Annotated in this window: 12 protein-coding genes; 5 read left to right on the top strand and 7 right to left on the bottom strand. The window is 42.6% G+C overall.

Annotation, left to right across the window (positions count from 1 at the left end; translation table 11 throughout):
* Positions 1-82: 82 nt before the first annotated feature.
* The 6 genes from porK to ACFPFU_RS11345 form a co-directional block, all read right to left on the bottom strand.
* Positions 83-1,177 carry a T9SS ring complex lipoprotein PorK/GldK gene (gene porK, locus ACFPFU_RS11370; protein WP_377064559.1) on the bottom strand — a complete coding sequence of 365 codons (1,095 nt, stop codon included), beginning with the start codon at positions 1,175-1,177 and terminating at the stop codon, positions 83-85.
* A gap of 116 nt (positions 1,178-1,293) precedes the next feature.
* On the bottom strand, positions 1,294-2,259 hold the full coding sequence (locus ACFPFU_RS11365; RefSeq protein WP_377064557.1) for a PorP/SprF family type IX secretion system membrane protein: 966 nt from the start codon (positions 2,257-2,259) through the stop codon (positions 1,294-1,296).
* Between the two features lie 78 nt (positions 2,260-2,337).
* On the bottom strand, positions 2,338-3,111 hold the full coding sequence (locus ACFPFU_RS11360; protein WP_377064555.1) for a uroporphyrinogen-III synthase: 774 nt from the start codon (positions 3,109-3,111) through the stop codon (positions 2,338-2,340).
* A 19-nt stretch (positions 3,112-3,130) separates the two neighbouring features.
* A complete protein-coding gene (locus ACFPFU_RS11355) occupies positions 3,131-4,249 on the bottom strand; it encodes a DUF4271 domain-containing protein (RefSeq protein WP_377064553.1) in 1,119 nt (372 codons plus the stop codon).
* Positions 4,249-5,976 carry a BamA/TamA family outer membrane protein gene (locus ACFPFU_RS11350; RefSeq protein WP_377064551.1) on the bottom strand — a complete coding sequence of 576 codons (1,728 nt, stop codon included), beginning with the start codon at positions 5,974-5,976 and terminating at the stop codon, positions 4,249-4,251. Before ACFPFU_RS11350 ends, ACFPFU_RS11355 begins: the two co-directional genes overlap by 1 nt.
* Entirely contained in the window at positions 5,970-6,884 is a 915-nt protein-coding gene (locus ACFPFU_RS11345; RefSeq protein ID WP_377064549.1) for an SMP-30/gluconolactonase/LRE family protein, read from the bottom strand. Before ACFPFU_RS11345 ends, ACFPFU_RS11350 begins: the two co-directional genes overlap by 7 nt.
* 321 nt (positions 6,885-7,205) lie before the next feature.
* Here ACFPFU_RS11345 and hemW point away from each other — a divergent pair, with 321 nt between their 5' ends.
* Both hemW and ACFPFU_RS11335 read left to right on the top strand, forming a co-directional pair.
* On the top strand, positions 7,206-8,330 hold the full coding sequence (gene hemW / locus ACFPFU_RS11340) for a radical SAM family heme chaperone HemW (RefSeq protein WP_377064547.1): 1,125 nt from the start codon (positions 7,206-7,208) through the stop codon (positions 8,328-8,330).
* A 23-nt stretch (positions 8,331-8,353) separates the two neighbouring features.
* Positions 8,354-8,668, top strand: coding sequence for a DciA family protein (locus ACFPFU_RS11335; RefSeq protein WP_377064546.1), 315 nt, complete (start codon positions 8,354-8,356; stop codon positions 8,666-8,668).
* A 7-nt stretch (positions 8,669-8,675) separates the two neighbouring features.
* Here ACFPFU_RS11335 and ACFPFU_RS11330 read toward each other — a convergent pair whose 3' ends face one another.
* The gene (locus tag ACFPFU_RS11330; protein WP_377064544.1) at positions 8,676-9,389 is read right to left on the bottom strand and encodes a DUF4197 domain-containing protein; all 714 of its coding nucleotides are present in this window, start codon (positions 9,387-9,389) and stop codon (positions 8,676-8,678) included.
* A 77-nt stretch (positions 9,390-9,466) separates the two neighbouring features.
* On the opposite strand from ACFPFU_RS11330, the gene ACFPFU_RS11325 reads away from it, so the two are divergent.
* The 3 genes from ACFPFU_RS11325 to ACFPFU_RS11315 are packed head-to-tail and all read left to right on the top strand — an operon-like array spanning position 9,467 to position 12,315.
* Positions 9,467-11,533: a GAF domain-containing SpoIIE family protein phosphatase gene (locus tag ACFPFU_RS11325; RefSeq protein WP_377064542.1), complete on the top strand. Its 2,067-nt coding sequence runs from the start codon at positions 9,467-9,469 to the stop codon at positions 11,531-11,533.
* Between the two features lie 31 nt (positions 11,534-11,564).
* The gene (locus ACFPFU_RS11320) at positions 11,565-11,909 is read left to right on the top strand and encodes an STAS domain-containing protein (RefSeq protein WP_377064540.1); all 345 of its coding nucleotides are present in this window, start codon (positions 11,565-11,567) and stop codon (positions 11,907-11,909) included.
* Positions 11,899-12,315, top strand: a complete 417-nt coding sequence (locus ACFPFU_RS11315; RefSeq protein ID WP_377064538.1) for an ATP-binding protein — start codon at positions 11,899-11,901, stop codon at positions 12,313-12,315. Before ACFPFU_RS11320 ends, ACFPFU_RS11315 begins: the two co-directional genes overlap by 11 nt.
* Positions 12,316-12,390 lie beyond the last annotated feature (75 nt).

Raw genomic sequence — 12,390 nt, 5'->3', positions numbered from 1 at the left:
AAAAAACTTTTTGTGTATAGTATTATCTATTATCTGGTTTTTATAAATAAGTGATTATAGTTAGATAATTAATCAATTATGTTTATCTTCTGCTTCTTCTGTTGGATTTGACGTCCATAGAGCCTGATCTGCCTATAAACGTCATCGCAGTGCGAAAGCCAATATGAGCGGTCTGCACATGCTGGTACTCATAATTTCTGGCACTGGTTTCCAGAAAATGGGCAACATCTTTCCAACTCCCCCCACGTACGACTTTTCTCGGCTCGTTCTCATCATAATAGGTAGGGTTCATATCCCATATCAGAGCTCCTGATGCCGGGTTGTAGGCATCTTCCACCCATTCTGACACATTGCCTGCCATATTATATAAACCGAATCCATTGGGTGCAAATGCATCGACAGGAGCGGTATACGCAAAGCCATCATCGATATAATTTCCCCTTCCCGGTTTGAAATTGGCCATGAGACACCCTCTTCTGTTTTTGAGATAGGGCCCTCCCCAGGGGTATTTTGCGATTTCTTTCCCGCCTTTGGCAGCATATTCCCATTCAGCCTCAAAAGGCAGCCTGAATTTGGGCATGTCGTATTCCGACCTGTCATTGGCGTTCATGTGATAAGACTTCCATTCACAAAACTTCTTGGCCTGATCCCAACTTACGCCCACGACGGGATAATCGTCAAAGGCTGGATGATCGAAATAATACTCCATCAGAGGATCACCGTAATGGTGTGTGAAGCTCATAGACCAAACTGTAGTATCCGGGAGCAATTCTTCTATGTTGAATTCCGGAGGGTCAGCCTGGGTGGTGGGCGTTCCCAATGCCAGGTCCCCCATTCTCACCGATTCCAAGAACTGTCGGTATTTGTTGTTGGAAACCTCATATTTATCCATAAAGAACTCCGAAATAGTAACCTGCTTATTGAGGGAAGACATGCTCAAAGCGATGTCTTCATCGGCCTGTCCCAACCAAAAAGTACCGGCCTTTACGGGGGCCATCTGATATGGCAACGCCTGCTGCCATCCGGACCTTTTCGGTACACCTGTCACTTCACCTCTGCGGTTAAGTTTTTCGCTGGCTGTACCCTTGTTCCCAAAAAGCCCACAGCCCTGCAGTAAGATCATCGCGGAAAGGCCCAAAATCAAGGTCAAAAAACGCGAATTCATTTTTTTCAACATAAATGACATTAAATTAACTACATTCATTTCCAACCATTTAATCGAGCGACTAAATCGAAATTTAACAGAAATTATCAGAAAAACACAAGTTATTTATGTAATTAATATGTGAAATATTAAAACCTAAACCGTGGTGTTCTCTGAATCACCCTGTCCAATTCCCTTGATACTTGAGGGAGATCGTATATCAACATAAACTCATGCGATGTGGGTGATTTGGCTTCAAGACCTCCTACTACAAGATCAAATGCATATCCTAATCTCAGCGAATTATCCCTTAATAAACTGTACCCCAACAAGACGGAAGCAGACTCTTCTCCTCTATAGGCTAACCCCGCACTTATTTTTTTATTGTACGTGCCTATAACGCTTACATCATACGAAAAATTATTCAAAGAGACTGTTTTTAATAATATACTTGGTTCTATAGTGAACAGCGCAAAAGTGTTTATCCTGTATCCAGCCATTAAGTAATTATGGTTTTCCAAACGATTGCCAAATGCCCCGTCTCCAAAGTCAAACTCCGGCTCATTCAAATGCCTGCTGCTCGCTCCCACATAAAAGTTGCTCCTGTCATACATCAGACCAACAGCCACCTGTGTATTGATCTGGTTTTCCCTACCCCCCTGAGGTATGTTGGGATCCGGGTTTACCGGAAATAATTCGTCGTATTTCACCGTACTTGAAAAAAAACCTCCGGAAGCACCAAACCGCAACACGCCCCGTCCTATGTTCAGATGGTAAGCGAGGGAAAGGTTTACTTCTTGGTTGTTGGTAGGGCCTATGTCGTCATTGACCAGCACAAGTCCAAACCCAAGCTTTGCTTTATCCAAGCTGCCGGAAACAGAAAGCAGCTGGGTATTCGGAGCTCCCCCGGTTCCTGCCGAACTCGTATACGCTAACCATTGGCTTCTGTGCAACGCTGAAAAAGAAAGGCCTCCGTCTTTGCCCGCAAATGCCGGGTTGTAAAAGAGACCATTGTACATATAATGTGTGAATTGAGCATCTTGTTGGGCATGGGCCTGTCCCAACATCACAAAACTAAAAAAAACACAGGCATACAAGTAATTTCTTTTTGTCATGTGTAAAAGATATTTTGCATTTGAAAACCTATTCTACACATTTTAACTGAAATTACCTTGAAAAAGATTTAAAAGATTTCAGATTTTATTGGCTTTTTTGATATACAATTCCAGTGCTCCAGTCATACTTGGAGCGTTAGGAAGAGGGGCTTCAATATCCAGAATCAGGTTCTGGTCCCTTACCGCCTGAGCGGTGGTGGGGCCAAAGGCGGCTATCCTCGTGTTGTTTTGCTTAAAGTCAGGGAAATTCTGGAAAAGCGACTTGATCCCCGAGGGACTGAAAAAAGCGAGGATATCATATTTAATGTCCTTGAGATCGGAGAGGTCAGCCGCTACGGTATGATAGATAATCGCCTCTGTAAAAGCTATGTTGTTTTCCTTCAAAAAGTCCGGAATATCTTCCTTGCGGATATCGGAGCATGGGAAAAGATATTTTTCATTTTTGTGCTTTTTAAAATAATCGAAGAGGTCGGAAGCCGTTCTTCCCCCCACGAACAATTTTCTTTTCCTGATTACTATGTATTTCTGCAGATAATGGGCGGTCTGATCAGATATGCAGAAGTATTTCATGTCCGCAGGCATTTCTACCTTAAGTTCCTGACAAATGTTGAAAAAATGATCTATGGCATTTCTGCTCGTGAAAATGATTGCGGTATGATTTAATATTTCAATCTTTTGTTTTCGAAAATCTTTAATTGACACGGGTTCAACTTGGATAAACGGTCTGAAGTCAATTTTGATTTTGTACTTCTCAGCCAGTTGGAAATAAGGAGACCGTTCATCAGTAGGTTTAGGCTGTGAAACCAAAATACTTCTTACCTGGTTTAATCTGTCTTTCGTTGATTGAGTCATCTTACTATTTAATTTTCCTTTATCCCAATACCCATTTGCAAATCGCTAAAAAGGGAATCAATTCAGCGGTGCAAAGGTAAGAAAATAAATGATAAATCTTAAATTCAATTTTTTTTGTCATCCATGTAAGCAGCACCAATATGCCTATCAAATAAAATATCAAAAAGCCCAATAGCACATAAATCAAGTAGGTTTGATCCCTCATCATATCATTAGCATACAACGCGATCAGCAAAAAAATCACTGCCGCCATACCCAATCCTTTTACCCTTAAAAGAAAAAAGAAATGGGGCAGTTCAAATTTCCATAAACTGAAAATAAAAGTGTTGATTTTGATCCAAACAAATTTCAGAAAAGCGAGAATTGTCAAAAGGACAGATGCCGAGAGCCACACCAAAAACAGGTAGTTCAATTCTGCAGCAATGTATATCCCAAATACCGGGATTTCGAGGATGCTGAAGAAAACCATCAGCAACAATGATACGGCCATATTGACAAGTATCATGAAAAACAGCAATTCGGAAGAGTATACCTTTGTAAGGCCTGCGGATTCCCAAAAATCCTCAGCAGAAAACACGGATCGCGAACGCAGCAGCACGGCGAAGACCGATGGATATACGGTCCGTAATAAGGCCACTAAAAAAAGAATCAGCAATATCGCCAGAAAAAAAAATTCCTTCATCATATCCTTTTCCCTTCTGCTCTGGTCTTCCATTTCCGTGGTTGCATTTTCTCTTCCGGCCTCAGCAAATATACCCTTGCTTATAGAAACCTCATTTTTCCGGATTCTTTTTTTGAAGATAGATAACTCAAGTTGGTTGTTGCCATGGGAAAAATGAGCAACCAAATCCTTCATATTTATATACAGCACGGTATCCCGGGGGCTCACCCCCCATAATTCCCCGCCAAAAAATAGTGCTGCGTCGGCGGGCATCGATATCCTGAGGTCCGCTTGGGGGAATTTGACCAGGTCAATTGTCACATCTAACCTATCGGCTCTTTCAAAAAATTTCGCGTTTTGAGAAACCGCAATGTGGGGATCATAATTTTCCAGGACTTGCCCATATAAAAGGCAGTCAAAACCAGAAGCCCCAAAGCAAATAAACAGGGCAAATATCAACCTGATAAACTTTATCATCAAAAACGGCCAGTATAGCCAAAATGAATCCTTGAATAATTAATACCAATCGGCTGGGTATTGGATTGCCCCACAGCGTAAATAAAGTTGAACAGACCGCTGCCGGTTTCCAGACTAAAACCTCCGCCGAAAGCGACCGGCATGTCCCTGCCGGCATTGATTACATGATTTTCCAATAGACCGCCATCGGCAAAAATCAAAAAATAAGAATTGTTATCAAAATAATACCTGGGTTCAATATTCAAATAAAAATACCTTTGCGCATAAAAGTAGTTCTCGTTAAATCCCCGGATGGTTCTGAGCCCGCCCAACCGGAACAGGTCATTCAACAATAGGTTGGGATTATCCATCTCTCCCGCCCGTAGCCTAAACAACGTGCCCAACGATTTTCTCCAGTCCGCATAATAAGAAAGCTCGGTTTGAAAATAATATTGAAAGGTATTCATTTTAAGGTCCTGATAGAGGCGTTGGGGCAACCCTGTATTCTCAAGCAGTCTTTTGTTGCCCAACCCTATCATCGTTTCAGAAAACCAACCCTTCCGCGGTGAGAACACATCATCGAGCTTGCTGAAAGTGAAACTTAAACCGTAATTGTTATATCTGAAATCCGCCACATCGGGCAAATGCTCCGCCTCCGAATACCTTGAAACCGCCAGCAGGTCTCCAGCCTGCCTTCTGTTAAAAAAACTCAAATAAGTCTGAGGACCAATGCGATACCCAACATCCATTCTAAAGTCTCTGTTCAAAAAGGTGGTGTCTTCTTTAAGCAAATAAAAGGAAGCTTTTAAATCTATCTTGGAACCCAGTACAAAAGGTTCAACAGCGTTTAAACGCAGGTTTTGCGTATATTGGGTCAGCCGCTGCCAGTGAATGCCGTAATCACGGCCTTTGCCCGAAACATTGTATAATTCCAATTCGAACTGGCCCGTGACAAGCCATTTGTTTTCTTCTATTTCATTGGGCAAAACACCGATGATCCCATCCAGCGTATTCATTCTTCTATCTTCCACAGGTAGATACAAGGTGGCTTCCTCATTTTGAAAGCTCAGTTGTGGCTCGCCTGAAAGTTTGATGTAAGGGATGTTGTTGATCGCTCTGATAGACCGGTCAATTTTTTTTTGTGAAAACGGATCACCAGGCACCACCTGCAGTCGCCTTGCCAAAAAAACAGGGTTGGTTTTCGATCCACCGGTTATTTCCAGTGTATCAAATGAAATAAACGGTCCCTTGTTCAGATTGATGGCGGCTTCAAATTGTCCCTCCTGCTCCCGGATACTGTCCAGCCTGACACTGGCAAACGGAAATCCATTATTTTGGCTTACCTCCAGTAATCCCGTGAAAATATCCTGCACCTCATGGTATTTGAAAGGACGTTTTTGAAAATCGCTCAGATTAACTCTCCCTTCAAGAAAAATCCAGTCTTCCAAATTACCCCTGTTCAATGACAGCCAGGTAAACCTTTTGCCTGACTGTATCCTGGCCTGCATCCGGTGGCCCTCATGGAAAGTGTCCTCCACCCAGGCGCTGAGGTACCCCTCGGCATGTAATTCCCCCAACAATTCCTGGACATACTGAAATCTGGAAAGCGAATCCTCGAATGATAGACTACCCTGCCTGTCGACTTCCCCGAGAATGCCATATTCCAAAGTGAACCCCTCCTGGGCAAAAGCTTTACCCCCACTAGCCAGGACAAACAAAAAAAACAGGCCAAATTTGAATCTTACCAAACTCCCCTAACCTTCATTTGCAGTGTATACACAGCATCCATGGCTGTAATAAAGAGCGTCTTGCGGTCTCCCCCCCCGAAACAAACATTGGCTGTCCATTTGGCATCAATGGGAATATGACCGATTTTGTCTCCTTTGCTGTTAAAAATGGTAACGCCATCCCCGGTAAGATAAACATTGCCACGATTATCGATGGTCATGCCATCAGAACCCATTTCCACAAACAATTGCCGGTTCGAAAGATAACCATCTTCCTCAATATCATAAACATACGTCTTGTTGTCACCAATATCGGCCACATAGAGTTTTTTGCCGTCAGGGGTACCTACCAGCCCATTAGGTTTTACCAGGTTTTCGTCCACCCTAAAAAACTGCAGGCCATCTGCGCTCAAGTAATAAAGATGCTCTCCATCCTGCTGCATTTCCGGATCCCGCTCCCAATAATTTCTTTTATATAGCGGATCCGTCAGGTATATCCCTCCTCTTGGATTTATCCACAGGTCATTGGGACCATTGAGCTTTTTCCCTTTAAAATTTTCTATCAGCACCGTATGGTTTCCGTCTGCATCAAAAGACCAAAGCTGGTTTTCCATATCGGCGCAGGCAATAAGATCCCCTTCCCTGTTGAAGTACAATCCGTTAGAGCGTCCTGAATCGTCGGAAAATACACTCAGTTCGCCTGTAGAAAAAGTCCATTTTATGATTTGATTGTTAGGCTGGTCGGTAAAATACACGTTGCCAGGCCGGTCCACAGCGGGCCCCTCCGTAAAAGAGTAGCCATCTCCCGCTTTCACCACTTCGGCATTTTTTGCCACCAGGCTTTTCTTCACATCCATCTGTGCCTTCGCCGAAAATGGAATAATCGCAATAATTAAAAGTACGAACAGGTAATGATTAAGTGATTTCATGTTGATATGAATATTTTTAGCTATCCTGATTTTATCCCCAAACCGGGGCTGGTAGTCTGATTTTACAGACAAATGCTGCTGATTGCCGATGGTAAGGAGGCTATTTCCCTATACAATATTATTTTTGAAAATGTCACCCCGAAATTTATTTTTCCAAAATTAATCCAATAAACCATAAAAACTAAATCATGGAACCAATAAAATCCGCCAGCCAGTCATAGGTGTGATCTACAGATGACTTTTGCCAAACACCATATTCTTTAGGCCGGAAGGTAGTTTGCTCCAGTCTTTCTGTGTTTATTTGCATAAAATTTCCTCGAAATGGCCGGTATATACATCCATATCCCATTCTGTAAAAAAGCCTGTCACTATTGCGATTTCCATTTTAGCACCAACCGAAAAAATTTACCTGAGATGGTGGAAATGATAAAAAAAGAAATCGTGCTGAGGAAAAACTACCTGAACTCGGACCAAAGCATCGAAACCATCTATTTCGGAGGCGGCACCCCGTCCATTCTTCCCATACCTGCACTTGAGGGAATCCTGGAAACCGTCCATAAATATTATAGCTTAGATTTAAAAGAGTTGACCGTCGAAGCCAACCCGGATGACCTGGATGGGGGCACCGTAAAAAAATATGTGGATATCGGGATCGACAGACTCAGCATAGGTGTGCAAAGCTTCCACAATGACATTCTGAAATTTTATAACAGAAGCCACAACGCCGAGCAGTCCCTGAATGTCATTGACCTGGTCAAAGACGGGGGTATCAAAAAACTTTCCATCGATTTGATATTTGGTTTTCCCTATAAAGACCACAGCCTGTGGGAAAGGGACCTGGAATTGGCCATTGAAAAGGATCCCGGGCACATCAGCAGCTATGGCCTTACCATAGAATCTAAAACAGCTTTGGGCAACTGGACAGAAAAGGGCTCTTTCAGTCCCGCCTCAGAGGATTTTATGGCAGAGGAATTTGAAATGCTGCAGAAATCCATGAAGAATTCGGGATATATACAATATGAAATCTCAAATTTTGGCAAGGAAGGGATGTTCGGTTTGCACAACCGCAATTATTGGAGGGGCATTCCTTATCTTGGAATAGGCCCCGGGGCGCATTCTTTTGATGGTAAAAACCGGGGGCATAACGTGGCCCATAACCCTAAATATATCCATGCCCTGTCGAAAAACGAACTGGCTTTTCATAAAGACTTCCTCTCGCCCACCGACCGGATCAATGAATACCTGCTGACTGCCTTAAGAACCATCTGGGGTATAGATATAGACCATTTAAGAGCACTTTATCAGCTGGATATCATGACGTTGAAACAAAAGGAAATCGCCCAATTGGCAGAGGGGGGAATGATTTCCTGTAGTTCAAAAGCGATTGTGCTTACTGAAAAAGGAAAGCTTCTGGCAGATTATATTGCCTCCAGAATTTTTGTCTGAAAATTTGGTGTTATCTTTAAATCATGAAGAACCTGCCAAAAGACGCTTACAGGAAAAACCAAGCTTCTCCCCTCAAGGAGGTTTTTGAGGAATTGCTGCAGACCTACCGGCTTAAGGAAAGGTTTTCAGAAAAAACCCTTATTCACCACTGGGGAGACCTTATGGGCAAAACAGTGTTAGACAGAACCACTCATTTGTACATAAAGGAAAAGGTGCTGTATGCCAGGATCAGTTCCGGTCCTTTAAAAAAGGAACTTATGCTACACAAATCCAAGGTATTGTGCCTCATTGACGAGAGGTTTGGCGAAGGGATTATCCATGACATTGTATTTTTGTAACCCGCTTTCAGTCCTGTGCTGCAAATACCCTTCTCATTATCGCTGTGGTCCGCTCTGCCGGATTTTCTCTGATTTTCAGCTCCTCAAGCGCTATCAGTTTAAAAAGGCCATCTATTGCCATTTCTGTCACATAGCTATTCAGGTCCGGATCGATCTTCCTGGTGGTAGGGATGGCATTGTAAGCATTCACCAAATCAGAATAGTGTTTGGTAGCACCCACCTGGTTAAGGGATTGTTGGATTCTGGGCTGAAACAATTCCGTGAGCTGATGGGATGTGGTTCTTTTCAAGAACTGTGTAGCGGCGTCACTTTCACCCCTGAGAATGGAAAAGGCATCCTGTATCGTTAATTGCCTAATGGCATTGATAAAAATGGGCTTGGCCTCTTGTGCGGCATGCTCTGCGCCCCGGTTGATGGTCAGCAATACCCTGTCCACCTCCGCTCCGAGCCCGAACTGTCTCATTGTCGCTTCCAACTTTCTGATGTCTTCGGGAAGGGCGATTCTGATTAAGTCATTCCTGAAAAAGCCATCTTCTTTTGAGGCCAGATCAGCGCCGACCGAAATCCCCTGCGCCAAGGCATCCTTCAACCCATTTCCTACATCTTCGTTGGTAAGGGTAGCCTGCGAGGCCCCCTTGATAAATCTATTGACGTCGGTGCTGGTACAGGATTGTAGGCATATTATTAAAAAAGCGATCCAAATTCTCCGAAGATTTTTCATTTTCTTAAATTTTACAACAGTTTTATTAACGGTTCAATGTATTTTGATTTACAATTTTTAATATTGTATAGTTTTCTATGGTGAAAATCCCAAACATACGGATTAGTAAAATCAACCTGCTGTTGGCCACCCTTACCTGGCTTGCCCTGCTGTTTGTGAATCTTATCCATATTTTCGGAGAGATCAACCAAATGAGTACAGGTATCGCGCCGGAAGTAACATGGATTCTCGAAATTATATTTTTTATCTTGGTTTATCTTTATTTTAACGATGCAATTAATAAAAGTGAGAACAACAATTTTCTGGATCTGATCTGGAGAGCCGCCTCCACAGGTTTGATAGCCTCCGGCGTGTCCCTACTGATCATGGTATTTTATAATATTCTGGAAGGCGGCCGCCTTTATGCCGATCCGCTATTGAGGAATTTTTTCTACCATGTAAACTTCGCGCTGACCACCGTGTTCCTGATTTCTTCGACCCTGTTGTGGAAGCATCTAATTTTGTACCAAAAAAGCAAATCTGTTGTACAACAATGGCAGGCATATGAAATCATCCTGTTAATCAGCATGTTTTTTGTGCTGATCAATCAAAACAGTTTTAACTATGGTTTTATTTTCGGTCTTCTTTTTTTAATCATATACAGTGTTATACTCGCAGCAAACCTAAAATGGATCCCCTATTTGACTTTCAAGGAAAAGTGGAAATCCATACTTTTCCTGGCGATTATTATTGTCTGTACCGGATATTTGCTGCTGCAGCTATTATCCTATAGCGAGAACCACACCAGTTATATCAACCTTACGGAAAACTTGTTTTTACTGGGACTCTTTGCCTTTGTGCTGATTTACTCGGTCTTCAGTTTATTGGTGACTTTATTTAATCTCCCCACCTCTTCGGTATTTGAGCAAAAACTCACCGAAGCTGTCAATTTCCAGAGATTAAGCCAGTCTATCAAACCCGGCGAAAACGAAGAACAGGTGCTGGATATTCTTATGGACAGCTGTATGAGCGCCGCCTATGTGGATGCAGCCTGGCTGGAAATCCAACCTACAGAAGGTGAGACCAAAAAAATCGTCCATCAAAAATTCATCAGCAACCAGGAAAGGCAGCAGGTCATGGATGTGCTGGCCACGACCAAACATTTTGCTGATTATCTTAAAAAGGACAGTGATGTTAACATGGAATACCTGTATGGAAAAATCACCCATGAAGCCTACCTTTCCATCCTTATTGTTCCCATCAGGGTCAACAAAAAACTGCTGGGCAACATCTTTCTGCTCAAGGAGGTAAAGGACGGGTTTAACAAAGAAATGATCAACATCATTTGCACCTTTGTGGGACAGGCCTCTATTTCGGTAGAAAATTACCGTCTTTTGAATGAGGCCATCAAAAATGAACGGTATAAAGAGGAGTTGGAAATCGCGCAAAGGGTACAACGGAGCCTGCTTCCTTCCTCCCTTCATCACAACAGCTGTTTTGAAATTGAGGGATTTTCCGCTGCCGCAGACGAGGTGGGAGGCGATTATTATGAGTCCTACCGTTTTGATCAGGACAATTTCGCATTGATCATAGGGGACGTATCAGGGAAGGGCACCTCGGCGGCATTTAATATGTCACAGATGAAAGGGGTGTTTCACAGCCTGGTGCAGTTGAACCTTCCCCCGGTTGAGTTTATGGTGAAGGCCAACAATGCCCTAAGTGACTGCCTGGAAAAGAACCATTTTATCACCACCACCTATTATAGCGTAAATACCGCTGAAAAGGATATCCGTTTTGCCAGGGCAGGACATTGTCCCACGTTGTATTATGATGCCATAAAAGACAAAAGCAGCTATTTGGATGTCAATGGGATGGGTTTAGGAATTGTTAGAAACGAACGGTTTGTACAATATCTGGAAGAGGGGCACCTCCGTTACCATCCGGGAGACATCATGGTGATGTATACCGACGGCATTATTGAAGCCAAAAACGAAAAGGGTGAAGAATTCGGCTTTGAGGCATTAAGATCAGTTTTGCATGAAACCAAAGACCTGTGTGCCAGCCAGATAAAAGAAGAGATCATTCAACGCGTTCATCATTTTATAGGAAAAAACGCACTGCCTGACGATGATTATTCATTGATGGTGGTAAAATTCACTGCGTGAACATAAACCATTTTATAGCGTATAACTCAGTATGTTGGAAATAAATAAGACAACCGATCAGGATCATATTGTGATCAGACTGAAAGGAGAGGTAGATGCCAGCAATTCAGTAGAATTGGACGTGACGATACAGAATGCCATACATGACAATGCCAAAAAGATTCTTGTAGACGGTTCCTCTCTTGAATACATTTCTTCCGCGGGTCTGGGTGTGTTCATGTCTTATATTGAAGATTTTCAGGAGGGCGGGATAAGGTTTGTGATCTACGGCCTTAATGACAAAGTGCACAATGTGTTCCATATCCTGGGACTGGATCAGTTAATTGAGATTAAGGAAAACCAAAATGAAGCTTTAAAAGCATTATATGAAGCATGAGCTGAAACTATATTGTGAAAAAGGCAGGTTATCCGAACTCCGGTCGTTTCTTACCAAAATCCTGAATAAAACCAATCTGTCAGAAGTTGTTCAGAACCAGCTTATCCTGGCGGTGGAGGAGGTATGCGCCAACCTTATCATCCACTCCCATGCCTGCAATCCCCAGGATTCGATTATTTTAAAGGTAAGGTTTGAATCCAATAAGATCATCTTTGAAATCAAGGATTCGGGAGAGGCCTTCAATATCCTTGAATACAAATCGCCTGAACTCTCAGATGTCATTAAGGAGAAAAGAAAGGGGGGACTCGGCATATTGTTGGTCAGAAAGATCATGGATAAAATAGAATTCGAATCATCCAACAGTTACAACACCTGTAGACTTGTCAAAAAGCTGAATTCCAAATAAATGTTAAATCACAGGATATATCCCATGATTTGCGGTTTTTTATTCCCTAAAATTTGTAACATTGCAGTGAAATTT

Origin of the sequence: Negadavirga shengliensis, assembly GCF_042652345.1 — a bacterium.
GTDB lineage: Bacteria > Bacteroidota > Bacteroidia > Cytophagales > Cyclobacteriaceae > Negadavirga > Negadavirga shengliensis.
This window is presented reverse-complemented; position numbering and strand designations above follow the sequence as displayed.